Origin of the sequence: Bacillus sp. TH13 (genome assembly GCF_016651175.1) — a bacterium.
Taxonomy (GTDB): domain Bacteria; phylum Bacillota; class Bacilli; order Bacillales; family Bacillaceae_G; genus Bacillus_A; species Bacillus_A thuringiensis_S.
The window spans coordinates 3008570-3033753 of the sequence record NZ_JAEKEJ010000025.1; the positions used below are offsets into that span (position 1 = coordinate 3008570).

Below are 25184 nucleotides of genomic sequence, written 5' to 3' on the forward strand. Positions count from 1 at the left end.
TCCTTTATTACAACACCCAAAAGATGGGTATAAAGCCTTTTTTACATAGTAAGGCGAATGAATTTCAATATTTGTTTTTTTATCAAACTTAAGAATACACCATTTCATTGTAATGGTAAATAGATGAAAAGCATGGATAAACCGACTTTAATTTCTATATTTTTCAACGGAATTGTATGTTTTATACGGTATATGTACAAATTGCGAGATTATTAGACAGAAAATTGAGAAAAAAGAAGGATTTTTCAGTGGTTTTCTATAATTATATAAGTATAATCTTTATGGAGAAAAGAGGGGTATATATAATGGAAATAACAAGTAAAACAGAATCTGTCGTTGTGAAATATGAAGGCCACGTTGCAACGGTTATGGTCAATCGCCCAGAGGTGTTAAATGCGTTAGATGAGCCAACATTAAAAGAGTTATTACAAAAGTTGAAAGAAGTAGCGGAAAGTTCTGCGCATATTGTTGTGTTATGCGGGAACGGCCGTGGTTTTTCTGCGGGTGGGGATATTAAATCGATGCTTTCAAGTAATGATGAAAGTAAGTTTGATGGCATTATGAATACCATTTCTGAAGTTGTCGTGACATTATATACGATGCCGAAGCTTGTTATTAGTGCAATTCATGGACCAACTGCAGGTCTTGGGTTAAGTATTGCGTTAACAGCTGATTATGTAATGGCGGATATATCATCTGTTATTGCAATGAACTTTATTGGAATCGCTTTAATTCCAGATGGAGGCGGTCATTTCTTCCTTCAAAAGCGCGTTGGTGAAAATATGACGAAGCAAATTATTTGGGAAGGTAAGAAATTATCAGCGACAGAAGCGCTTGATATCGGCTTAATTGATGAAGTAATCGGCGAAGATTTCCAAACGGCTGTGAAGCAAAAAATTAATGAATGGTCACAAAAACCGATTAAAGCAATGATTCAAACGAAGCAAATTTTATGTGAAGTAAATCGCTCTAATTTAGAGCAAACATTGCAATTAGAAAAGCGTGGTCAATATGCAATGAGACAAACAGCGGATCATAAAGAAGGAATTGCTGCGTTTTTAGAGAAACGTTTACCAGCATTTAAAGGGGAATAAAGTGGTCCATTCCTCACTGATTATTAGCTCGTTAATTCGGGATAAAGGGGAGAAAGTGCTAACACATTTTAGTATAATTGTGTTAGCACTTTTTTTAAGGAGTAATACATGAAGAGAATGATCGGTATTATGACTATTATTTTGCTTACATATTATGCTTTGCATAGTACACCATTTTTGGCAGTTCGGACTGCGTTATTTTTTGAGGGACATCCAAGTGTTGCGTTTTCTGGCGGGGTGACGAAAGAAAAAGATGTGAAAAAAGAAGCGATTCCAGATGAGTACCAAACCTTATACAGTAAGGAAGAAGACTCAGAGCACTATTTCTTTCCGCATGTAAGAGCACATGGATCAGGAATTGATATGTTAAGTGCATGCGTGAAGAAAAAATGGTTGTTCTATAAAGCAGAGCTCGGGTGTTATTAAATATAGGAGGATGAATGATGTCAGCATATAACAAGTTAGTAAGAGATCGTGTTCCAGAGAAGATTTTAATGTCTGGAAAAACGTATACAGCACAAAAATTAACAGGTCAAGCATACATACAGGCTTTAGCGAAAATTGGAACGGAAGAAATTCGTGAATTTGCTTCTATGAAGGAACGCGAACATGCGCTAGATTCTCTTGCGGATGCACTAGAAGTAATCATTTCATTAGCACGTGCGGAAGGTGCATCAATTGAAGATGTGGAACGCCTTCGTAAGAAAAAAGAAGTAGAGCGCGGTGGATTTGAAAGAGGGATTTATTTATTAGATGTTTCAGAAGAATAGTTTTATAGGAAAAGCATAGCGTTAATGAGTAACGCTATGCTTTTTTGTTGCAATGAAGCTAATAATGAAGAAGATAGCTGTTAATATCCAGCCGATTGTAATAGAAGTAGTAGTATGAACGGCATAAGAAACTTGTAAACAAAATAATGATGCTAAAAACCAAATGAGTGCAATGTGTATATATTTTTTTGATATATTCATATTTCAGGACTCCTTTTGTATACTAAAAAGAATTTTACTACAATTTAGAAAATTAGGCTATATAAGTAGAGGTTTTCTGGTGAATTTTGTATACTGAATAGTAGAGAAAATGAGGAGGAAACGACAATGACACATCATACGAAAGAAACGATGGAACTGATTAAGGGGCTTGTCTCTATTCCGAGTCCGTCTGGAAATACAGCAAAAATTATTAATTTTATTGAAAACTATGTAAGTGAGTGGAATGTAGAAACGAAACGTAACAATAAAGGCGCTCTTATTTTAACGGTAAAAGGGAAGAATGATGCGCAGCACCGCTTATTAACGGCACACGTTGATACGTTAGGTGCGATGGTGAAAGAAATTAAGCCTGACGGTCGCCTGAGTCTTTCTATGATTGGTGGATTTCGCTGGAACTCTGTAGAAGGAGAATATTGCGAAATTGAAACGTCAGGCGGCAAGACGTATACAGGGACGATTTTAATGCATCAAACATCTGTACATGTATATAAAGATGCAGGTGAAGCAAAACGCGATGAGAAAAATATTGAAGTTCGTATTGATGAGCGCGTATTTTCAGCTGATGAAGTACGCGAATTAGGAATTGAAGTAGGAGACTTCGTTTCATTTGATCCGCGCGTTCAAATTACAGAGAGTGGATACATAAAATCACGTCATTTAGATGACAAAGTAAGTGTTGCGATTTTATTAAAATTAATTAAAAGATTACAAGATGAAAACGTAACATTACCATATACGACGCATTTCTTAATTTCTAATAATGAAGAGATTGGATACGGTGGTAATTCTAACATTCCAGAAGAAACTGTTGAATACTTAGCAGTTGATATGGGAGCGTTAGGTGATGGACAAACATCTGATGAATATACAGTATCTATTTGTGCAAAAGACTCTAGCGGCCCGTACCATTACGCTTTACGTAAACATTTAGTAGAGCTTGCGAAAAAGAATCATATTGAATATAAAGTAGATATTTATCCGTACTACGGATCTGATGCATCAGCTGCGATTCACGCGGGATTTGACGTGAAACATGCGTTAATTGGAGCGGGTATTGATTCTTCTCACGCATTTGAACGTACACATGAAAGTTCTATTGCGCATACAGAAGCATTAGTGTATGCATATGTAATATCTAATTTAATTGAAGAATAATTTCATAGATAATAGAGAGCTAATTAAAAATAATATTTTTAATCAGTTTTTTATTTGGCAAAGCGATTAGGAGACATGTCCTAATCGCTTTTTTATCCCGTAAAAGCCCGATTGGTGAGGGCTGATTAAAGTTTTATTTTATATACATTCATTATAAGTTATATATATGCGATTTTTGTTATACGGCCGGAAACGTATTTACTATAGATATATAATGTTATACACTATGAAAGGAATTAATTAATAGTTAATATTTTTTAGTTAGCTTGATTGAAAAAGTTGCATGAATATGAAGTTTTGAGAGGAGATTTATTTTTCATGAAGTACAAAGCAATAGCCGCAGGTTTATTAGCAGCAAATTTACTAGCACATCCAATTAGTAGTTTAGCAGAAACGAAGAAATTTCCTGATGTTTCAGATAGTGCGTGGTCGAAAGACGCAATTTATTATTTAGTAGAGAGAAATGTAATTAACGGTATGCCAGATGGTAACTTTATGCCATACGGAAATTTAACACGTGCCCAGGCAGCAAAGATTATCGCAACAGCAATTGGTGCTAAAGTAGATCCAAATGCAAAGCCGTCTTATAATGATGCAAAAAATAGTTGGGCAGCTTCATTTATTGCAGCCATGGAAAAAGAGAATATTATTAAAGGGCGAGAACCAGGAGTATTTGATCCTGAAGGAAAAGTAACTCGTGCTGAAATGGCAGCTATGCTTGTAAGAGCGTATAATTTGAAGAGCAAAGTAACAGGACCAGTTCCTACAAAATTCGCTGATTTAGAGAAGCATTGGGGTAAAGAAGAAGTTAATATTTTAGTAGAATTAAAACTTTCTTTAGGTACAGAGAATGGCTGGAAACCGAATGATTCTATTACGCGTGAACAAGCAGCTCAGCTTACTGCGCAAACAGATAAATTTAGCAAGAATAGTGATCGTCCAGTAGAAACAAAGAAAATGTACATAGATAGAAAATTCATTACATATCACGCACCATCATTAAGTTCTGGGATTAGTGCAAATCAGCATAATCCACAAATGGTCGAAATTAAAGAAGAACGAGATGGATGGATCAAAATTGGAACAAGTAACGGTGATAAATGGACACCTCTAGTAGAGAAAACAGAAGTTATTAATGAAGGATTCACTACTTATGCAGAGGCTTCTTCTTCTTCAAAAGTAATGGGAACACATAACGCACAGCAAGTAACTGTTATTGAAGAGAACGGCAGCTGGATTCGTATCCGCATGGGCGCTGGTTTCCAATGGGTTAATAAAAATCAATTAAATCCAGTGAAGCAAGGTAACTTCTTAGAAGGAAAAGCGATTATCATTGATCCAGGTCATGGCGGAGTTGATTCAGGTAATCCAGGTTATTATGAGAAAGAAAGTGAAACTGTATTAGATGTATCACTACGATTACAGAAAATATTTGAGAAAAAGACACCATTTACTGTGTTATTCACTCGTACAGATGATACACGTCCAGGAACAAGTGCTTCTGATTCTTTAAAGAAACGTGTAGAATTTGCTCAAAAAAATAATGGGGATATCTTTGTAAGTATCCATGGTAATGGTACGGAAAGTAAAAATGGACAAGGTACAGAAACGTTCTACTATGAATCAGCGACAGCAAGAGGAACAAATCCTAACGTATCAGAAAGTCGTTTACTAGCAGAAAAAATTCAAGAGCGTCTTGTAGATGCACTGGGAACAAAAGATCGTGGTGTGAAAAAAGGCGATTTATACGTAATTAGAGAAAATACAATGCCAGCTGTATTAGCAGAATTAGCATTTGTAGATAATAAAAGTGATGCAGATAAAATAGCTACACCAGCGCAGAGACAAAGTGCAGCGGAAGCTATTTATCAAGGTATTTTAGATTACTATGAAGAAATGGGTAACAACGTGTCTTCTTTCCGTTAATAAATAAAAAGAGATTGCCATTGGCAGTCTCTTTTATTTATTAACGTTTCTCTTTATTTCCGACATATGATATCATTTAATTTTATATATAAAAAAGTATTTGAGTAATTGTAATCATAATAATTTAAAACGATAGAGGATGATAATAGATTGAGTAATCATAGTAAAACACCTGCCTGTATATATACGTATGCATTTCGTGAGGAGGAGCGTGCTTTATGTTACTTGGAAATGCGCTCGTTCTTTGGAATGGAGTCCCACGTTAATATTTTAAAAAGTGATGTCAAAATTGACCCGAGTAGAAGTGCGTTTATGAAAGAGCGAATTGAAGTTATGTATGAAGGGGACGACTTAGAAAGCATCTTGAAACAAGTGGAACAAATTGACTTGGCAGGAGCGACGTTCAAAGTCATCTTCGTTAAAATTAATGACCTTGTTGGAGAGAATAAAATTGAATATGGAGCAAGACGTCTTATTGAACGAGACCTCGGCATGCATATTGAAGGAGAAGCGGATGTTCGTAATCCAGAGCGTGTATTCGGGATTGTTCCTCTAGGAGGACGCTGGTACTTCGGGCACTATGTAGAAAGCGAACCAGTTTGGTATCATCACATAAAAAAACCGCATAGTTATTCGACATCTCTTAGCACACGTGTTGCGAGATCAGTTGCAAATATTGCTGTACCAAATCCAGAGGGAGTACGAGCAATTGACCCGTGCTGCGGTATTGGAACAGTAGTAGTAGAAGCACTTTCTATGGGGATTAACATCGTTGGTAGAGATATAAATCCACTTGTAGTTCTTGGAACGAGAAAAAATATCGCACATTTCGGATTTGAAGGAACAGTAACAAAAGGTCCAATCGAGGAAATTACTGAGAACTACGACGTTGCCATTATCGATATGCCGTACGACCTATTTACGCATGCCACACCAGAAGACCAGCTCTCCATTCTTTCAAGTGCGCGCCGCATTGCTAAAAAGGTAGTCGTTGTAACGATGGAGACAATGGACGACATGATCCATGAAGCAGGATTTGAAATTACAGATCGCTGTATTACAAGAAAAGGATCATTTACTAGACAAATTCTTGTTTGTGAATAAGAAAGGAAGGTCACCCGTTTGGGTGACCTTTTTAGTGTAGTTTGATGTGTGATTGATTGGCAGTTTGTAGGCGGAGATAAGTTGATATTGTGGTAGGAGTCTATTACTGTTCTTTTAATTTTTCTTGTTGTGCGATTAATAAATTGCGTAATATGTGTCCGCGGTAACTTTCTAGTTTTCGTCCTTCGTGATAGCGTACGCCTAATTTTTTTAGTTCAGCTACGTACCAGCCCTTTGTTCCGTAATACATGGGATCACTTCCTTTTGTTTTTGAACAGTATATGTTGGGGGGCGAAGTAACTTTACATTGAAAATAATAATGATAAAAGGAATTCTGCATGTGTGTACGAGCGGAATTGCAAAGTTATCGAGGTGTTTTATAACGTAACATCCACACCATGTATAAAAAAGTAGACAGTTGTATATGAATTTGTTGAAAAAAGAATACACATTGCTGAGGGGATTTGAAAAAAGTAATGCTATACGATTTGGCATGGTACTTGCGTTGGAAATAGTATCAACGTATAGGGGAGAGATAGAAATGAAGGTTACTAAAATATATACAACCATTGATGCACACGTAGCTGGGGAGCCGCTTCGAATTATTACGGGCGGAGTGCCAGAAATAAAAGGGGAAACGCAGCTGGAAAGACGCGCATACTGTATGGAACATTTGGATTACCTTCGTGAAGTTCTGATGTATGAACCGAGAGGGCATCACGGAATGTATGGTTGTATCATTACACCGCCAGCAAGTACTCACGCTGATTTTGGTGTTTTATTTATGCACAATGAAGGCTGGAGTACGATGTGTGGTCACGGCATTATCGCTGTTATTACAGTTGGAATTGAAACAGGTATGTTTGAAGTGACAGGTGAGAAACAAAAGTTCATTATCGACAGCCCTGCCGGAGAAGTGATTGCGTATGCAAAATATAATGGGAGCGAAGTAGAGTCCGTATCATTTGAAAATGTTCCTTCATTTGTATACAAAAAAGACGTTCCTATTAAAATAGATGACTATGAATTTCAAGTAGATATCGCGTTTGGCGGAGCTTTTTATGCGGTAGTAGGTTGTAAAGAATTTGGCTTGAAAGTCGATTTCAAAGACTTATCTGCTATTCAAGCGTGGGGCGGTAAAATTAAGCACTACATCGAGAGCAAAATGGAAGTGAAGCATCCACTTGAAGAAGGATTAAAAGGGATATACGGCGTTATTTTCTCAGATGAACCGAAAGGGGAAGACGCAACTTTACGAAATGTAACAATCTTTGCTGATGGGCAAGTAGATCGTTCTCCTTGCGGTACAGGAACTTCCGCAAGAATCGCAACTCTTTTTGAAAAAGATGCTTTACAAAAGGGAGAAATTTTCGTCCATGAATGCATTACTGACGGGAAATTCGAGGGGGAAGTATTGTCGGTAACCGCAGTAGATACATATGAAGCTGTCGTTCCAAAAGTAACGGGGAATGCCTTTATTACAGGATTTCATCAGTTCGTTGTAGACCCGAGAGATGATTTGAATCGAGGATTTTTGTTAGGATAGGAGGAGGGGGTGGAAAGATATGCTAGTCATAAGCGCGAACGAACAAAGAAACTTAGTAAATATGAATGAAGTTATTGAATACGCGGCGCTTGCTTTAAAAGAATTTTCCGCAGAAAGAACGATTACACCAATAAGGGGCTCATTACCATTTGCGAACGAGCGAAATACGGCATTAATTATGCCTTCAGTAGCGGAAGGGCTTGAGGCACTTGGAGTGAAAATAGTAACGGTAGTCCCGCAAAACAAACAGGTAGGAAAGAAAACGATCAACGGGATTGTGATGCTATCAGACTTTCAAACGGGAGAACCGCTCGCACTTCTAGAAGGATCGTACTTAACGATGATCCGAACAGGCGCCTTATCAGGAGTAGCGACAAAATATTTAGCTCGTCATAACGCAAAAACTTTATGCATTATCGGCACGGGTGAACAAGCGAAAGGAATTGCCGAAGCAATATTTGCGGTTAGAGATATCGAAAAAGTCATTTTATACAATCGCACAGAAGAAAAAGCGTATGCATTTGCGCAATACATGCAAGAGAAATTAGGCAAACCTGCTTACGTTTACAGGGATCTGAATGAAGCAATACGTGAAGCAGACATTATCGTCACAACTACGAATGCATCCACACCAGTCTTCTCAGAAACACTACAAAAAGGCGTCCACGTAAACGCCGTCGGCTCATTCAGACCGAGCATGCAAGAACTACCTTCAAGCGCCATAGCTAACGCAAACAAAGTAGTAGTTGAATCAAAAGAAGCAGCACTAGATGAAACAGGCGATCTCCAAATTCCGATAAAAGAAGGTCTATTTAAAGCAAACAACATACACGCCGAACTTGGTCAAATTATAAGCGGAGAAAAAGCTGGACGCGAAAATGATGAAGAGATTACTATTTTCAAATCGGTTGGTTTAGCGGTAGTAGATATTATCGTTGCGAAGTATTTGTATGAGAAAGCGGTGGAGCAAGGGGGAGGGAATAAGATTGAGTTTTGAGACTACCTTTTGGTGGTCTTTTTATTTTATCATCCTTATAAATATATTTTATGGCAAGAATGAATTAATAAATTTCAAACTTTCCACATTTACGAAAAAGTTTGACTTTACATACAGGTAGTGGTAATTTAAAACTTATAAGAAAACTCGGGATTAATTCCGAGTTTTCTTATGGGTATAAACAGTTCGAGGGGGCCGAAAGATGAAACAGAAGTTATTTGCATTACCATTTGTTCTAATACTACTTATTGCATTAGCGGCTTGTTCTGGGGAAAAAGATTCTTCGAAGCAAGCGGGTACTAGTAAATCAGGGACTCCGAAAGATGGAGGAACGTTAACGATTGGTGTTAGCGATAATCCAGATACGATGAATCCGCTTTATGCGAATGATCGTGTGTCATTAACTGTGCAGCAAGCTTTATATGCGCCGCTATATCATATGGAAGACGGTAAGAAAAAGTTTGTTCTTGCTGAGAGCTTTACGTCTTCAGAAGATCAATTAACGTGGACATTGAAACTAAAAGATAATTTAAAATGGCATGATGGTAAGAAAATTACATCAGACGATATAGCATTTACATTCCAATCTATTTTAGATGAGAAGCAAAATAGCTCAAGTCGTGAAAACTTTATTTTTAAAGGAAAGCCGCTTGAGGTGAAAAAGGTAGATGAGTTAACAACTCAATTCGTTTTACCACAAGTAAGCGCATCTTTCGAAGGTGTGATGAATGATTTCTTCCCAATTCCGAAACATGTATTTGAAGGGGAAGCAGATTTAGCGAAGAGTAAGAAAAACTTACAGCCTGTAGGATCAGGGCCGTTTCAGTTTAAAGAGTATAAATCAGATGAGTACGTTGCATTAGATCGATTTGATGATTATGTAGGTGGAAAAGCCAAATTAGACTCTATCGTATACCGCGTTGTAAAAGACCGTAATACAGCAAATGTTTCACTGCAAAATGGTCAAATTAACATGAAGATGATTGAGCCGCAAGACTTTAAGAAATTAGATAGCACTGGGAACTTCTCAATGGTGACATTCCCTGAAGGTAGATTATTCTACTTATCTTATAACATGAATACAGATTTGATGAAGAAAAAAGAGGTGCGCCAAGCAATTGCGCATGCGTTAGATAAGAAAGAAATGATTAACTCAGCATTCGTTTCAGGTGAATTTGCAGAACCAGCAAATTCAATCTTAACGCCAGACGCTATGTATTATGCGAAAGATATTAAAGACTATAAGTATGATAAAAAAGAAGCGAAAGATTTATTAGCAAAAGCTGGCGTAAAAGATAAAGAAAAAGTACGTGTGATGTATGTAACGAATAATAAAATTATGGAAAGCTTAGCGTTATATACACAACAAAAATTAAAAGAAGTTGGCTTAGAAGTTGAACTAAATGCATTAGATGCTAGTGCGGCAAGCGAAAAAGGCTTAGATAAAGAAAATAAAGAATATGACATTACGTTTGGTGGTTACATAATGGGACCTGAGCCAGATTCATATAAGAGCTTATTCTTAAGTAATGCTGAATACAATTATGCACGATATAAAAACGCTGATTTCGATAAGTTATGGGAAGAGGCTGCAGTTGAAACAGATAAAACAAAACGTGCAGAGCTATACCATAAAATTCAAGAGACAGCTAGAGAAGACGTACCTTATCTACCAATTGCATATCCGAAAGCAGTTATTGCAGTAGATAAAAAGTTTGATGGATTAAAAGAAGCGAAAGCAATTCCTGTCACAATGTTTGAAGATCTATCTAAAATTTATGAAGTGAAATAAGAAACAATAAAGAAGCTGGTGGAAATCAGCTTCTTTATCCCGCTTTAACGGGCAGTAAGGCTCCCACCTCAAAATTTGACGAATGCGAGGAAGTAGATGGGAGATCAACTGCCCGTAAAAGCCCGATTGGTTCAACTAATAATAAGTGGGGGATGGACACCCCCCACTTATTAAAGTTTCACTTTAGCTTGAGGGGGAAGTTTGTGTATAAAGTAATTGCGAAGAGGCTTTTAAATGCAATTCCGCTTTTATTTGTTATTTCTATTATTTCTTTTCTATTAATAAAACTAGCACCGGGCGATCCTGTTCGAAACTTTGTAACGCCAAATATGAGTCCAATTGATGTGGAGCGTATTCGCAAAAGTTTAGGACTAGATCAACCAATTTACGTGCAGTATTTTTTATGGTTAAAAAACATTTTAACAGGGAACTTTGGTTACTCACTTCAAAATCATCGTCCTGTTTTAGATCTTATCGCAGAAAGATTACCCGCAACAATTGGGTTAATGGGATCATCTTTACTCGTTTCATTCGTAATCGCAATACCACTTGGACTATTTACAGGTGTGAAAAAGAATTCGTTCTTTGACCGCATTGTAAACTTTATTTCATACGTTGGTATTTCTATGCCGGTTTTCTGGTTTGCACTACTATTAGTCTACTTATTCTCTTTAAAATTGAACCTTCTTCCGAGTATGGGTATGCGTACAGTCGGTCAAGATTCTGTTTGGGATATTGTCCAGCACGGCATTTTACCTTGCATGGTGCTAGCGTTCCAAAACGTATCTGTTTATATGAGATATATTCGTTCAAGTACGATTCAGCAATTAGAAGAAGAATATGTACAAATTCAATATGCGTACGGAGCTTCAAAGAAAACGGTTTTATTTAATCACGTACTTCGAAATGTACTAATACCAATCATTACAATTTTCGGATTATCGATTCCAAGTTTAGTAGGCGGAGCATTTATTACGGAAACAGTATTTTCATGGCCGGGTCTTGGTTCACTTGGGGTAAATGCTATTTTTAGATTTGATTATCCCATTATCATGGCAATTACATTATTATCATCATTCATGTTAATTCTCGGTAACTTAATTGCTGATATTTTATATGGCGTAGTAGATCCGCGCATTCGAATGAGGGGGTGATTTGGAATGAATAATAGGAGATTTCAAACGATAAAAAGTAGTTTTACGAAAAATAAGTTTGTACTAATGGGAGTGATTATACTTGCGGTTTTAACGGTCGCATCAATTTTCGCATTTGTATCGCCGTACGATCCTAGCAAAATGTCAATTCCAGATCGCTTACAAGAACCAAGTATGAGTCATCCTTTCGGAACGGATGATTACGGAAGGGATTACTTAACGAGAGCGTTATATGGCGGACGAGTTTCACTTGCGGTCGGTTTCCTTGCGATGGTTGTTTCCATTACAATCGGTACTGCAGTTGGAACAATTAGCGGATATTTTGGCGGAAAGCTAGACAACTTTTTAATGAGAGTTGTTGAAGTGCTTATGTCAATTCCATCATTCTTTTTAATGCTACTATTAAATGCTTATTTAAAACCAGGAATTACGACGTTAGTTCTTATTATCGGATTACTAACATGGATGGACACCGCCCGCATTGTAAGGGCAGAAACGTTATCTGTAAAAGAGCGTGAGTACGTTTTATATGCAAAAGTATCAGGACAAAAATCACTTATGATTATTGTAAGACATATCATTCCGAACATTTTATCAACCATTATTATCGCCGCGACATTAACAATTGCGACATCGATTTTAATGGAATCATCACTTAGTTTCCTAGGCTTAGGTATTAGAGAACCAGATTCTTCTTGGGGCAGCATGCTAAACAATGCGCAAGGATATATAGGTGAAGCTTGGTATTTAACACTCTTCCCAGGATTCCTTATCCTTTTAACGGTACTTAGTTTTAACGTAATTGGTGAAGCATTGAAGAAAGCTTTCGCACCAAAAGGAGCCGGACATGAAAACTAAAGTGTTAAGTGAAAGGAGTGAGAAGTGTGTCTGAAAAACTACTAGAAGTGAAAAATTTAAAGACTTCTTTTTTCATAGAAAGTGGCGAAGTTGAAGCGGTTCGCGGCGTTACATTTCGCTTAAATAAAGGAGAAGTAGTCGGTATCGTTGGGGAATCTGGAAGCGGAAAGAGTGTAATGGCGAAGTCCGTTATGTCTCTCGTTACGTCGCCAGGAAAAGTGAAAGAAGGGGAAATCCTTTTTCATAATGAAAACATACTTTCTAAATCTGAAAAAGAATTACGTTCTATTAGAGGAAATCAAATTTCACTTATCTCTCAAGACCCAATGTCAGCGCTAAATCCAGTCGTAAAAATTGGGAAACAAATGACGGAAGTAATAATACGTCATCAAAAAGTGAAAAAGAAAGAAGCAGAGCAGATCGCGATCAACTTGTTAAAACAAGTCGGCCTTTCGTCACCAGAAGAAAGGGTAAAACAATATCCGCATGAACTAAGCGGTGGTATGAAGCAGCGGGTTATGATCGCAATGGCGATGTCTTGTAATCCAGACCTTCTCATTGCTGACGAACCGACGACTGCACTTGATGTAACAATACAGGCGCAAATACTAGATTTAATGAAAAACTTAAAGAACGAAACGAACATGGCGTTACTTCTTATTACGCATGACTTAGGAATTGTTGCGCAAAACTGTACGCGCGTCATCGTTATGTACGGCGGACTTATTATGGAAGAAGGGCCTGTATTTGATATTTTTCAATCGCCGAATCATCCATATACGAAAGGGCTATTAAACTCTTTGCCAAAAATAGCGAACGGCGTAAAAGAAAGACTCGCTCCTATTCAAGGTGTAACGCCAAACTTATTAAACCCGCCACAAGGTTGCCCATTCGCAGAGCGTTGCCCACATAAAATGGACATTTGTGAAAAAGAACGTCCGCCATATTTTGAAATCGGAAACGAAAGACGTTCTATGTGCTGGTTAAACGATAGGGCGGTAGGTGATTTCCATGCATGAAGAAAACTTAATTGAAGTTCGGAACTTAAAAAAGTATTTTCCTATTAAAAAAGGACTATTCGGCAGAAAAACAGAGCAGTTAAAAGCAGTTGATGACTTAAGCTTCACAATTAAAAAAGGTGAAACATTCGGATTAGTAGGAGAATCTGGCTGCGGAAAATCAACGACAGGAAGAAGCATCATTCGTTTACACGACGTCACTTCAGGTAACGTTTTATTCGACGGAAAAGATATCGCAAGTTTGAAGGAAAGTGAACTAAAAGAATATCGAAAAAGAATGCAAATCATTTTCCAAGATCCATACGCATCATTAAACCCGGCAATGAACGTATTCCAAATTATTAGCGAACCGATGAACATTCACGGTTCCTACGAAAAAGAAGAACAAAAAGAAATCATTTTAGACCTTCTGAAAAAGGTAGGATTAAAAGAAGAACACTTATATCGCTACCCGCACGAATTTAGCGGAGGCCAGCGCCAGCGCATTAGCATCGCGCGTGCACTATCTGTAAAACCAGACTTTATCCTATGTGACGAACCAATCTCAGCACTCGATGTCTCAGTCCAAGCACAAGTCGTAAACATGCTGCAAGACATCCAAGAAGAAACAGGAGTCACATACTTATTCATCGCACATGACCTATCCATGGTAAGACACATATCAGACCGAATCGGAGTCATGTACTTAGGAAACATAGTAGAAATTGCCGATAGTGAAGACCTATACACAAAACCGGCACATCCATACACACAAGCACTACTCTCATCTATGCCAGAACCAGATCCAACAAACACTGGCAAAGAACGAATCATCCTAGAGGGAGAAGTACCAAGCCCACTCAACTCACCATCCGGCTGTAAATTCAGAACGCGCTGCAAATTCGCTACTGAAAAATGTGCCCAAGAAGTACCGAAGATGGTTGAGATTGCGAAGGGGCATCAGGTGGCTTGTCATTTGTTTTAGGGGGGAAAGCATCGGGGGGACCTGGTGCTTTTTTTCTTTGTAGGTGAACGTGATGTGGGATTGGTTGTTAGTTTAGGAGATAACGCGCTCGAAATTTGTCGGTAAATCGATATGTTGTGTCGAAACGTTGATATATTCGGAGTTACGATCGATATAATCGAATAATCGTTGATATATTTTTTTAAAGAGTGGGATTGGTTGTAGATTAATGTAGAAATTTAATGTTTTCGAAAAAAAGAATTGACTTCTATATTAGTTGTAACTAAAATAGTTACATAAATATGTAATCGATTTAGTTACAACTAATATCTGCTAAAAATATGATTTATATATTTAATTAAGGATGGTGGTCCATACGTTGCCACCCGGTGTAGAAAGTTACTAACACATTCAAATCAATGCATATTCTAAGCTTTAGTATTTTCTTTTACGGGGCAATAAGTTGCAATGTTATCTTTTGTTAAAAACCTTGGTGGATCTTTCTTTGGAAATATTAGTTTTGGGGAAATATAGTAAGGTATCTAAAAAAGAACAAGGTATAAAAAGATGTACTTATATAAATCAAAAATTTAGTTGAGCTGGATAATAAAAATAAAGGTAGGAGATTTACATGGAGACGAAACAAGATAACCTTATTTACGTATGGGACGCTTATTGTGGATGGTGCTATGGCTTTTCAGAAAGTATTAAAGGGTTTTACAAAAAAAACACTGAAATGCCGTTAACAGTTTTATGTGGAGGGTTATTTTTAGATAATTTACCAATGAAAAACTTCTCATATATAGAAGAGGGAAATAAAAGAATTAATCAACTTACAGGTGCTGAATTTGGTCCTTCCTATCAAAAATTGGTGGAGGAAGGGACTTTTAAAATGAATTCGAAAGATGCTGCAATTGGTTTTTCAGCTTTACGCTCATTAGCGCCAGACCGTTTATTAGAATTCACTTCGGCTATGCAAAAAGCGTTTTATTATGAGGGCCAAAGTCTGAGTGATCCAGAAACATATCGCAAGATTGCAATCGAGCATGGTTTGGACCCTGAACAAGTATTAGAACGTTTAAACGCTCAAGAAACAATAATAGATGTCCAAAATGATTTCAATAAAGTTCGACAGCTTGGTGTTAATAGCTATCCTTCCTTACTTTTACAAAAGGATAATCAAATTATTCCTATTGGTGGTGGCGTAATGACGCCGGATAAAATTGAAGCGCGTTTTAAAAATTTATATTAAGAAAATTTAGGATATAGTAGCAAACATGTTATCTTAGGCCACCTGACATTCATCTCCGGAATATTCGCTGGTATACTATTACACTTTCAGATGAATGGGAGTGGGAGATTTTATCGGAGCAAGATAAAAATATGATAATTAGTTAATAACTTTAACAAAAGGAGAATAACATACTATGTTTAAAACAATCGATACAAATCAAAAAGATGTGAAATTAACGGTGTTTAGTTCGGACGAAAAAAGCTTTATGGTCACAGCAACATTAGTTGAGAAAGCAGGACATGCATTTTTAATAAACTCAAAATTTACGCAGTCTGATTCGAAAGAAATTGTAGAGTATTTGAAAAAAAACAACTTATCTCTAGATAAAATCTTTATTATTCATGGGGATCCAGACTACTACTTTGGATTAGAGAGCATTAAAGCCGTTTACCCAGAAGCTATAGCGTATGCTACAGAGTCTACTGTTGAACATATCGTTCATTCTGTCTTAGGGAAATTAAAAGTTTGGAAAGACGCCCTTGGAGAAAATGCACCAAGTAACGTGGTATTACCTCAAGTGTTTAAAGAAAAAACAATTGATTTTCAGGGGTTAACATTTGAACTAGTAGGCTTAGATCATTACAGAACTAGCTTATTTAATAAAGAGCTGAAAGTATTAATTGGTGGTATTGATGTATTTAACGAAATACATGTATTCTTAGCGGATACTAGCTCAAAAGCGGCGATGGAGGCGTGGATTGAGAACTTGAAAGTGTTACAAGCATTACATGCTGACATAATTGTACCTAGCCATGGATCAATCGAAAAATCCTTAAATAATCAAGCACTTACTGCGACAATGGATTATCTAAGAACTGCGGTTCAAGCTTCTGAGGAAAGTGGAACTTCAAAAGATTTTGTGGCGAAACTTGAAGCAGCATATCCGGGCTATGCAAATAAAGGTGTATTAGAATTAAGCGCAAAAGTTGTAACAAAAGAAATGCCTTGGGGTTAATGATATGAATAAATATCAAAAACTATTACATGAAACGTATGTGTTAACTGGCGAAGGGAAATTGGATGCGTTCAAAACGTATTTAAGTGAAAATGTATCTTGGACAGAAGCTGCTGGGTTTCCATATGCAGGTACTTATATAGGTCCAGATGAAGTAGTGAAAAACGTACATGAACGTCTTGGCACGGAATGGGATGACTATAGCGCTAAAGATGAAGTTTATACTTTTAATAACAATACTGTTATCGTTTATGGAAAATATAGTGGAACATATAAAGCTACAGGGAAATCGTTCATAGCAGATTTTTGTCACCTTTATGAGTTTGATGAGAACGATAAGGTTAAGAAGTTTATTCAAATTGTGGACAGTGCAACTGTTAATGAGGTATTGAGTTAGAGTTAATCGTTTCTGATATGCCTTGTATAGGGGGAGGTTAGGATAAATGAAATTCCTAACATTACCCCTGACATTACATTTTGGGGAAGGTTTCTCCTTCTTCAAGCTTTTTATAGAAGAAAACTTATTTAAGTAGAAGAGGTAGAGATATATGAAATTAGAGAAAAATTTAATCATAACAATTATTTCTGTATTTATTTTAGGAGTAGTTTCGACTTTGGTATATCAAGCTTCCACCGGTAATAACAAAGGGAACTCAATAAAGAGCGAGAATGTTGCTTCTGTATCAAAAGAAGTGAAAGAAAATGAAAAGAATAAAAAGATGGTAGTTGATTTCTATAATGAAGTTTTTAACAAACATAATATAGATATTATCCCTAAATATGTTAGCGAAGATTATAAGCAACATAATCCTTTTGTTGCTGATGGACGAAAAGCCTTCATGGATTTCTTTAAGGAGGATTTTGTTAAAAATCCTAATTCCTCTGCAGAGATTAAACGTGTAGTAGCTGAAGGGGATACAGTTGCTCTTCATGTACATTCTCGTACTAATTCTCAAGATAAGGGAGTTGCTATAGTGGATATATTTCGTATCAAGGATGGAAAGATTGTCGAACACTGGGATGTAATTCAAGAGATTCCAAGTGAAGCAGCTAATGATAATACGATGTTTTAGATAGAAGATATATTTAATAATTGTTTAATTGATAGTGCTTTGTAGAATTTAGAAATTTAGATAAGTAAAGGAGATGTCCTAGTATCATGCCTGGGACATCTCCTTTTTGTTTTAAAGAGATTTAATTTATTGTTATTTGTATTTTTTTATGTACTACTATTCGAGTACACATCATTTCAGGTGATTTTCTTTTATCCCGCATTAACGGGCAGTAAGATCCCCACCTCAAAATTCAGCGAAAGTAAAGAAGTTAGGGGGGCGGGCTGCCCGTAAAAGCCCAATTGGTGAGGGCTGATTAAAGTTTCACTTTATGCTTCTATATCTTTTCCCTCTTCTACACCAGCAAAAGCAAATCAGATAAAAATGTAGGGCTTAAGTAACTAAAATAAAGAAAAAGCCATACAAGTAGTATGACTTTCTTTATGAAACAATTAAGCTTTTGGCGCAGGCGATCTTCCGTGGTCGTAAGCAGGTGCACCAGTATTACCATCAGCTATACCCCAAGGCTCCCCGTGTGTGTAAGATGAAGACCACCCTTCTCCATGTGTATATTCTGGAGAAGTACCAATATGCCCATCACTAAATGCTAAATCAGGTCTTTGTGGTGCAGGTGTGTCACCTTTGTTTAATGCCGAAAATTCTAAGTTGTTACTTATACCAAAAGTCATAATTCCAGCTAACGTTAAACCTGCTATTGTTAATCCAAACTTTTTCATTACTTTAACGCCCCTTTAGCTAATAGTTTTTTCTTTGCTTCATTACTCATATAAAAATATTTACTAGCCTTCGCATGATGTTCCTCTGCATAAAATTTATTCGCCAATCGTTCTGCATATTCTTCAATGCAATCCCATAACTCTTCTTTTTAAAGTATGAAACTCCTGCTAATACAACAGCTTCTAATTCTGTAGTGTTAGATGTGTTGTTCAATTTTTCTAAGATCTTAAAGCGATATTGATATTCTTTCTTTGCTAATTCATTGCAAATGTTTAAGCCTTTTTCGATGAGTTGAGATGCTACTGCGGTTTCGCCTAATTTTAAATTTTCATCTGCTTGTAAATATAGGGCTTTAAAGTGATTTGGTATATTTTCTGTAACCTCTGATAAGTGACGAATTGCTAAAGAGGATAGATTTTGATTTGCATATAATAGTCCGATGTTATTTCTAACACGTAGTAACAATGTTCTTTCATTTTTACTTTTTAGAATATCTATGGCAGTGTTAAAACTTTCTTCGGCTTGTTCAAATTGCCTTAAATCTATACAAGCTAATCCAAAAACATTGTCACATAATGCTACATTAATTTTATAGTCTGTGTGTTTAGAGAAAATATCTTTAGCTATTCGTATGTAATCAATAGCTAAAAGCGGTTTATAGATTTGATAATAAAATGAAGCTAAACGGTAATTAAATTCAGCTTCTTCTACTTCATCCATTGCGTACATTAAAAGTTTTTTCGCCTTCTCAAAATATTCTTTTGCTTCATTATAATCTGCAAGAATTGTGCTGTGAATAGCTTGGAAGAAGTGATAATAATAGGATAAAAAACTACTATCAGGTATATCAAAGGAGTTAATTTCATTAAAGCTATCTTTTGTAATGTTAAGTCCATCGGTTAGTACTTTATATCTAAAGTCTAATAATGAATAGTATAATAATAAATTTTTATCTTCTTTTATACTGGAAAGCTTATCTTCAACTTCTTGTTTTAAGTTTGTTGCTTGTACATTTTGATGTTGTAGTATAGCTTGATACCAGTCATTAAATAATTTTGAAATCTGTTCATTCCCCTTCACTGGAACACGCATATAATCCCTTCTTTTTCTGAATAGTCTTACATTAAATAATAGCAAGAATAGAATATAATGGAAATTAAATTTTGATATTTCTCAACATTTGTTTAACAATTTTATTTTAAAAGAAGAAATTCATTAATTCATTGTGTTTAGTAAATTAAAATATTTGGCACAGTTGGGAATTTAACATGGTATAAATTTCTTATAAAATACTGTATAAAGAAGGAAGGGCAATTCATGAGTTTAAATATGTATTTGGGAGAAGTACAAAACCAAACTCAAAGCATGAATGCTGTATGTATCGCTACCATAAAACAGCTGCTATGAATGCCGTCAAAGAAAAAGCAAAGAAAGACTTCCCAGATGATTACATGACACAGAATTACGTAGCAGATGAACAATCTAAGGCGTTTGATTATATAAATGGTATTGAACTCAAATCTAAGGAAGAACTAAATGTTATGAAGAAAGTGATCAATGACTTCCCTAATGACTTCATGACTACTAAATATGTTTATGAAGAACAGATAAAGGCTATGAACAAGCAGTAATAAGATATTATGCTTTTCATTTTTTCGCAAACAAAATATGGATAAATACGTTAAAACAATATTCGGATGGGAGTCCAATACATATTATTAAAAATAAAGTGGTTCAAGTCGGAGAAAGGCACCTTTTGGTGTCTTTTCTATTGGTGTTCGACATAATATGACAATATACAGATTAATAGTTTGTTATGATAGTTCAGGCAATCTTATATTTTAGATACTGGGGGATACATATTATGAACAATAAACTATTAACCGCACTCACAAGTTGCGTTTTAATTATGGGATTAGCAGCATGCTCAACTAACAAAGTAGTAAGTACTTCTAATGACTCTAAAGTTGAAGAAAAATCACAAAAAGAAGCTGATAAGGATCAGAAAGCCGAAGAAAAAGAAAAACAAGAAGAGCAGCAACGTCAAGAAGCTAAGGCCCAACGACAGGCTGAAGAAGAAAAAGCAAAGCAAGAAGAGCAGCAACGTCAAGAAGCTGAGGCCCAACGACAGGCTGAAGAAAAAGCAAAGCAAGAAGAGCAGCAACGTCAAGAAGCTGAAGCACAACGACAGGCTGAAGAAAAAGCGAAGCAAGAACAACAACGTCAAAAGCGGGAACAAGTCCATAAACAGCAAGAAGCGCAAGTGCAAAAACAAAGAGAAGTAAATCAAAAGAAGACAGAGAAAGAAGCACGTGAGAAACAAGAAAGTTTAGAGTATGCAAAAAGGAGAGCTCAATCATTTGAGGATAAAGAACGAGAAAAAATGAGTTGTGATGAAGCGGAAAATGTTCTTGAACAATTAAAAAATGGCGAACAGAATCCAGCAACAAAAGAGCATATTATTAAGTATCAAGAAAAAGTAAATATGTGTAGCAAGTAACAAAACAACTTAACGTAGTAAAATACTATTTGGATTGGCGTCCAATACATATTATTAAAATTAAGAGGGTTTAAGTCGGAGGAAGGCACCTGTGGGTGGCTTTTCTTTATAGAAAAGGACTCATAAAACGCCTTGAATTATTAAATTTAAATATTTATATTAAATTAATATATTATAACTAAATATATTAATTTTGAAACTGTAAATTTGTTGTAATTAGCAAAGAATTCTATTAATTAGATAGAGAGGATACAATATTATGGGTTATAAATTTCGTAGAATTATCCAGTTTTCTCCGGGTATGAAAATTAACTTTACATACACAGGTACGGGAGGGAACTCCATTCCACCTGAATCAAGAACGACAACTTATATACCTGGAACTGGAATCTCGTATAAACCACGAATAGCTGAGTCAAACAACTATTATATACAACGAGGGTATCAAGGACCAAACACTTCCTATCCCACTATGAATGAACAAGATTACAATACGGTAAATGCATTTGAGCCGTTAAGAGAAACCAAAACTTACATTGTTACTGCTTTTCGTAAGAAGGATAATCAAGTAAACTCCGTGGGTAGAAAACTAATGAAACCACTTTCCATAGTTGCAGGCGTTTTTGCGGGCCTATTCTTAATTATGATGCTTATTATACCTGCTCTAATCATGGCATTCTTTTCTTTCCTATGCTATAAAAATATAAAAACACCATTTGCAGTTGTATGCCCAGAATGTGATGCTGAGAATCTATTCATTTTTGAAGAAGAGAAGATCGCTTGTCGTAAATGTGAGAGTACTCTTATAATCCAAAAATAAATGGTTCTCAAATTAACGTCTCTATATTAGTCAAAACAATATAAATCTAATTATAAATATAAATAGATAAAAAGATGGATAAGTGAATATCATTATTAACTTTGAAGCGTTTAATCCAACTATAAACGACTTAGCTATCAAACTTGCTATGGTACTGTTTATACCGTTATTTTTAGCATTGATTGTCAAAGTGATACTTATGAAATTTATGAAAGAATCAACTGCTGGCAGATTAGCAAGTCTATCTTTGTTATTTTTTATGTACTATGTATTTAAATTTGTTACAGCGTAAAAGGCACCTTAGGGTATCTTTCTTTTGTATTTATAACTTTTTTCAGAAATTATTTGAAATATTATACAGTTGATTATATTATTATGTGTGTATGATTTCCGGTTTTGAAAATTATAAAAATTAATAGGGGGAAACAATAATGAAGTTAGGAAAATTAGCATTAATTGGGGCGTTAACTTTTAGCGGTTTTACTGCAATAGAAATGAGTAAACCTACCTCACAAGCAGCTGCAGCTTACTCAGATCCACTTAATGATGATTGGGGATTTAAAACCATTGTGGATTTACAAAATTCAGAGGAAAGTACATATCAACCAGATTGGAAGATTGGGAATTTAATAACTGGTGATACATTTTACTTAACACAGCACTTTGGTAGAGAACATTTTGGTGCGCAAATGAAAATTTTTAAAATCCACACAAATGGTACCCTAGAACGATTCCAAACAATAGAACCAGAATTTATTCCTGGAACAGAAATTTGGCAAACCCCTATCACAGATAGCTATACAAGCGGTACTTATGTCGCTGCAATTAAATATCGTGGTGAATTCACGTATTCAAATCAATTTACAATCAATTAGGGATATAACGTGATCATTTATTTTTTACGAAACCCACCCTTTTGCTTCCGACGGCGACGAGGAAGCAAAAGGGTGGGTTTTTTGTTATCTTTTTCTAAAATTTGTTTCCTAAAAACATACGCAGACACTTCACGTACAATGGCTTTCACAAATTCTTTTAGAAGCTCAAACAAAAACTCCATAGGTATATTACCCCCTTTCCTTCCAAATGGAAAGAAGGGATAACCAATCAAACTCACAATAAACAGTTAATCCTATTTTATTATACTAGTACAATCTCACCAATATAAAAAAGACCACCATTACTTGCAGTCCTTTTTTGGTAGTTTTAGAAATTAAATTATAACATATTAATATGCAAATTATAAATATAATCTTCCAAAAGATACTATAAGTTTTTTATAATTCTTGATTTCTCAATTTTCATTGCATGATGAATTTTCCTATAAGTATTAACAACTAACATTAAAATTATCAACCCACTAAATTATTAGAAAAAACTGGTTATCTATATAATTATTTGGTAAAATATAGATATAATTTAAGAGGGTAAAGTTAATATAGATCAACTAAGTAATGCTAAGAAAATATTTTATTGCATAAAAAAAGGCTCCATTGCTGGAGCACTCAAAATAAACAAACGAATTAAAACAAGAAACAGACAATTTAACTATATAGATAAAACATAAAAAAATCTATATATATGTAAAAACTCATATAAAAACTCTATTTATTGATGCTATAATAGGTTTACTCGATGATTGTTATATTTTTTTATGGTTTTTAAGCAATAAATACCTTCTTAACACCAAGTGTACAAGTAAAAGAAGACATCTTAAGCGATGTCTTCTTTTCTTATATAATAACAACACAATAAAATTAAGATGGTTCAAGTCGGAGGAAGGCACCTTTGGGTGTCTTTTCTTTGTCGAATTTGCCTAATAGGGGCAGCACCACATTGCCATCAAGTTAAAAATTTTTTTCACCCAAAACAAAAAAACGAGCTGAATTCACATAAATAACTATGGAAGAAAACAAAAACTTGGGATTAAAGAACTTGTGATGTGTGACTATATTGGCTGTTTTTATTCAGAAGGATATATTAATCCTGAGTATACATTTGTATTTAATCATGAGGATATCGAAGAAATTATATTTGTAGGTTTTATAGATGAGGAAGAAGAGGCATTTGTAGGATTGCTTAATTGAATAGAATCTAGAAACAGGTGATCTTCAAATTCCGATAAAACTAGCAATCTCCACGCCGAACTTGGACAAATCCTAAGCGGGGGAAAACGGACGCGAAAATGATGAAGAGATTACTATTTTTAAATCAGTTGGTTTGGCTGTAGTAGATATTATCGTTGCGAATTATTTGTATGAGAAAGTAGTGGAGCGCGGGATGGGATTGAGTTTTGAGGGACTGCCTTTTGGTGGTCTTTTTTGCATAAAATCTTGTAAAGTAAGAAAAAGTTGAATATTAATATTCTAATATTCAATAGAAAGATAAAATGTTTTAAAGTTCAAAATAATACTTTATAATATATTTAGTAAAATTAACCAATTTATATTTTGCTCATTATGTATTAAAGGGGAAATGAAAATGGCTGGACAAATTCGTATGTCACCAGAGGAGCTTAAATCGAAAGCGGCTCGATATGGACAAGGTGCAAATCAAATTGAGGACATTTTAAGTCAACTACAAAACTTACAAAATGAATTAAGAGGAGAATGGGAAGGTCGTGCTTTCGAAGGTTTTGATCAACAGTTCAATCAATTAAAGCCAAAAGTACAAAACTTTGCACAGCTATTACAAGAAATTAATATGCAGCTTAATAAAACTGCAGAAGCTGTTGCTTCTCATGATGAAGAATTATCACGTAATTTCGGTTTGAAATAAAAATTGTTTTACTCTATATAACAAGTATTTCAAATGAGCCATACAGCTTATATTGTATGGCTCATTTGATTGCGTGCCCAACTTAGCTGGACACACGTTTAAAAAGAGTGATATTGATAGGGAATTTTCATATATTTATTGGGATTTCTTTGGCAGGTTCTGAAAATTAGAGAAAGGATTTGAGTGATGGGACAATTTCAAAGTAATTTTCAAACGGCACAACAAATTGCTACGCAGATGAGAACAGCTTCGAATATAATCCAAAGTGCAACAAATCGTTCTATAACAAAGGCGACGCGTACAACACTATCTGTTAACTTCAAAGCACAAGAAGCGAATCAACAAATGTTAGACTTGACGAAACAATTTTCCGCTGCCTTTCAACAAGCGGTTGATAATATTCATTCGGTATCTAATGAATTTGAGAGAATGGATAACGAACTCCACAATACTTTTCGCTAATGTGACAA

The 25184-nt window shown here is 35.5% G+C and carries 26 protein-coding genes and 5 pseudogenes; 26 read left to right on the forward strand and 5 right to left on the reverse strand.

Going from position 1 to position 25184, the window contains the following annotated elements; all coding sequences use genetic code 11:
- Window positions 1-281: 281 nt before the first annotated feature.
- From JFU02_RS23960 to JFU02_RS23970, 3 genes are all read left to right on the forward strand, one after another.
- Window positions 282-1094: an enoyl-CoA hydratase gene (locus JFU02_RS23960; RefSeq protein WP_001999174.1), complete on the forward strand. Its 813-nt coding sequence runs from the start codon at window positions 282-284 to the stop codon at window positions 1092-1094.
- 108 nt (window positions 1095-1202) lie between these two features.
- Window positions 1203-1520, forward strand: a complete 318-nt coding sequence (locus JFU02_RS23965; protein ID WP_098838755.1) for a hypothetical protein — start codon at window positions 1203-1205, stop codon at window positions 1518-1520.
- A gap of 17 nt (window positions 1521-1537) precedes the next feature.
- On the forward strand, window positions 1538-1864 hold the full coding sequence (locus JFU02_RS23970; RefSeq protein WP_001277348.1) for a nucleoside triphosphate pyrophosphohydrolase: 327 nt from the start codon (window positions 1538-1540) through the stop codon (window positions 1862-1864).
- A gap of 21 nt (window positions 1865-1885) precedes the next feature.
- Here JFU02_RS23970 and JFU02_RS23975 read toward each other — a convergent pair whose 3' ends face one another.
- Window positions 1886-2065, reverse strand: coding sequence for a hypothetical protein (locus JFU02_RS23975; protein ID WP_001027087.1), 180 nt, complete (start codon window positions 2063-2065; stop codon window positions 1886-1888).
- Between the two features lie 126 nt (window positions 2066-2191).
- Between JFU02_RS23975 and JFU02_RS23980 the strand changes: the two genes are divergently transcribed.
- The 3 genes from JFU02_RS23980 to JFU02_RS23990 all read left to right on the forward strand — a co-directional run bounded on the left by JFU02_RS23980 (window position 2192) and on the right by JFU02_RS23990 (window position 6271).
- On the forward strand, window positions 2192-3241 hold the full coding sequence (locus tag JFU02_RS23980; RefSeq protein ID WP_201071734.1) for a M42 family metallopeptidase: 1050 nt from the start codon (window positions 2192-2194) through the stop codon (window positions 3239-3241).
- 318 nt (window positions 3242-3559) lie between these two features.
- Entirely contained in the window at window positions 3560-5167 is a 1608-nt protein-coding gene (locus tag JFU02_RS23985; RefSeq protein ID WP_201071736.1) for an N-acetylmuramoyl-L-alanine amidase, read from the forward strand.
- A 150-nt stretch (window positions 5168-5317) separates the two neighbouring features.
- The gene (locus JFU02_RS23990) at window positions 5318-6271 is read left to right on the forward strand and encodes a TRM11 family SAM-dependent methyltransferase (protein WP_000064976.1); all 954 of its coding nucleotides are present in this window, start codon (window positions 5318-5320) and stop codon (window positions 6269-6271) included.
- A gap of 103 nt (window positions 6272-6374) precedes the next feature.
- Here the strand turns inward: JFU02_RS23990 and JFU02_RS32220 are convergent.
- Window positions 6375-6604, reverse strand: a pseudogene (locus JFU02_RS32220) (YflJ family protein).
- A gap of 208 nt (window positions 6605-6812) precedes the next feature.
- Here JFU02_RS32220 and JFU02_RS24000 point away from each other — a divergent pair.
- The 11 genes from JFU02_RS24000 (at window position 6813) to JFU02_RS24050 (ending at window position 17902) form a co-directional block, all read left to right on the forward strand.
- The gene (locus JFU02_RS24000) at window positions 6813-7817 is read left to right on the forward strand and encodes a proline racemase family protein (RefSeq protein ID WP_000869128.1); all 1005 of its coding nucleotides are present in this window, start codon (window positions 6813-6815) and stop codon (window positions 7815-7817) included.
- A gap of 19 nt (window positions 7818-7836) precedes the next feature.
- On the forward strand, window positions 7837-8814 hold the full coding sequence (locus JFU02_RS24005; RefSeq protein ID WP_098223616.1) for an ornithine cyclodeaminase family protein: 978 nt from the start codon (window positions 7837-7839) through the stop codon (window positions 8812-8814).
- A gap of 202 nt (window positions 8815-9016) precedes the next feature.
- A complete protein-coding gene (locus JFU02_RS24010; RefSeq protein ID WP_098223615.1) occupies window positions 9017-10606 on the forward strand; it encodes an ABC transporter substrate-binding protein in 1590 nt (529 codons plus the stop codon).
- Between the two features lie 203 nt (window positions 10607-10809).
- A complete protein-coding gene (locus tag JFU02_RS24015; RefSeq protein ID WP_061667401.1) occupies window positions 10810-11760 on the forward strand; it encodes an ABC transporter permease in 951 nt (316 codons plus the stop codon).
- A gap of 6 nt (window positions 11761-11766) precedes the next feature.
- Window positions 11767-12618, forward strand: coding sequence for an ABC transporter permease (locus JFU02_RS24020; protein ID WP_001065310.1), 852 nt, complete (start codon window positions 11767-11769; stop codon window positions 12616-12618).
- A 26-nt stretch (window positions 12619-12644) separates the two neighbouring features.
- A complete protein-coding gene (locus tag JFU02_RS24025; protein ID WP_201071738.1) occupies window positions 12645-13637 on the forward strand; it encodes an oligopeptide/dipeptide ABC transporter ATP-binding protein in 993 nt (330 codons plus the stop codon).
- Window positions 13630-14601, forward strand: coding sequence for an ABC transporter ATP-binding protein (locus JFU02_RS24030; protein ID WP_000544136.1), 972 nt, complete (start codon window positions 13630-13632; stop codon window positions 14599-14601). Before JFU02_RS24025 ends, JFU02_RS24030 begins: the two co-directional genes overlap by 8 nt.
- 610 nt (window positions 14602-15211) lie before the next feature.
- Window positions 15212-15832 (forward strand): DsbA family protein, encoded by a 621-nt coding sequence (locus JFU02_RS24035; protein WP_201071741.1) that lies wholly within the window; start codon window positions 15212-15214, stop codon window positions 15830-15832.
- Between the two features lie 175 nt (window positions 15833-16007).
- Window positions 16008-16829 (forward strand): MBL fold metallo-hydrolase, encoded by an 822-nt coding sequence (locus JFU02_RS24040; protein WP_098285854.1) that lies wholly within the window; start codon window positions 16008-16010, stop codon window positions 16827-16829.
- A 4-nt stretch (window positions 16830-16833) separates the two neighbouring features.
- Window positions 16834-17226, forward strand: coding sequence for a nuclear transport factor 2 family protein (locus JFU02_RS24045; protein ID WP_001046368.1), 393 nt, complete (start codon window positions 16834-16836; stop codon window positions 17224-17226).
- 151 nt (window positions 17227-17377) lie between these two features.
- Window positions 17378-17902: a nuclear transport factor 2 family protein gene (locus JFU02_RS24050; protein ID WP_000764192.1), complete on the forward strand. Its 525-nt coding sequence runs from the start codon at window positions 17378-17380 to the stop codon at window positions 17900-17902.
- A gap of 431 nt (window positions 17903-18333) precedes the next feature.
- On the opposite strand, the gene JFU02_RS24055 is transcribed toward JFU02_RS24050, so the two are convergent.
- Together JFU02_RS24055 and JFU02_RS24060 are read right to left on the reverse strand one after the other, a co-directional pair.
- Entirely contained in the window at window positions 18334-18618 is a 285-nt protein-coding gene (locus JFU02_RS24055) for a hypothetical protein (protein ID WP_000713394.1), read from the reverse strand.
- Window positions 18618-19711: pseudogene (locus JFU02_RS24060) on the reverse strand (response regulator aspartate phosphatase). The gene JFU02_RS24055 and the pseudogene JFU02_RS24060 overlap by 1 nt, the downstream one beginning before the upstream one ends.
- A 299-nt stretch (window positions 19712-20010) precedes the next feature.
- Between JFU02_RS24060 and JFU02_RS24065 the strand changes: the two are divergent.
- The 5 genes and pseudogenes from JFU02_RS24065 to JFU02_RS24080 all read left to right on the forward strand — a co-directional run.
- A pseudogene (locus JFU02_RS24065) lies at window positions 20011-20250 on the forward strand (hypothetical protein); the annotation flags it as partial.
- A 233-nt stretch (window positions 20251-20483) separates the two neighbouring features.
- Window positions 20484-21119, forward strand: coding sequence for a YgdI/YgdR family lipoprotein (locus JFU02_RS24070; RefSeq protein WP_201071743.1), 636 nt, complete (start codon window positions 20484-20486; stop codon window positions 21117-21119).
- 259 nt (window positions 21120-21378) lie between these two features.
- Window positions 21379-21939 (forward strand): DUF4236 domain-containing protein, encoded by a 561-nt coding sequence (locus JFU02_RS24075; protein ID WP_000540749.1) that lies wholly within the window; start codon window positions 21379-21381, stop codon window positions 21937-21939.
- An 82-nt stretch (window positions 21940-22021) separates the two neighbouring features.
- Complete coding sequence (locus JFU02_RS32645; protein ID WP_001021327.1) at window positions 22022-22231, forward strand: hypothetical protein; 210 nt, start codon at window positions 22022-22024, stop codon at window positions 22229-22231.
- Window positions 22232-22370: 139 nt separating this feature from the next.
- Complete coding sequence (locus JFU02_RS24080) at window positions 22371-22814, forward strand: DUF5065 family protein (RefSeq protein WP_000765890.1); 444 nt, start codon at window positions 22371-22373, stop codon at window positions 22812-22814.
- Window positions 22815-22831: 17 nt separating this feature from the next.
- Here the strand turns inward: JFU02_RS24080 and JFU02_RS24085 are convergent, their stop codons facing one another.
- Window positions 22832-22996 (reverse strand): hypothetical protein, encoded by a 165-nt coding sequence (locus tag JFU02_RS24085; RefSeq protein WP_000394761.1) that lies wholly within the window; start codon window positions 22994-22996, stop codon window positions 22832-22834.
- 841 nt (window positions 22997-23837) lie between these two features.
- On the opposite strand from JFU02_RS24085, the pseudogene JFU02_RS24090 reads away from it, so the two are divergent.
- The 4 genes and pseudogenes from JFU02_RS24090 to JFU02_RS24105 all read left to right on the forward strand — a co-directional run.
- Window positions 23838-24023 (forward strand): annotated as a pseudogene (locus JFU02_RS24090) (DUF4176 domain-containing protein); the annotation flags it as partial.
- A gap of 97 nt (window positions 24024-24120) precedes the next feature.
- Window positions 24121-24291, forward strand: a pseudogene (locus JFU02_RS32225) (hypothetical protein); the annotation flags it as partial.
- A gap of 126 nt (window positions 24292-24417) precedes the next feature.
- A complete protein-coding gene (locus JFU02_RS24100) occupies window positions 24418-24714 on the forward strand; it encodes a WXG100 family type VII secretion target (RefSeq protein ID WP_000918591.1) in 297 nt (98 codons plus the stop codon).
- 186 nt (window positions 24715-24900) lie between these two features.
- Window positions 24901-25176: a TIGR04197 family type VII secretion effector gene (locus JFU02_RS24105; RefSeq protein WP_201071745.1), complete on the forward strand. Its 276-nt coding sequence runs from the start codon at window positions 24901-24903 to the stop codon at window positions 25174-25176.
- Window positions 25177-25184: the final 8 nt, after the last annotated feature.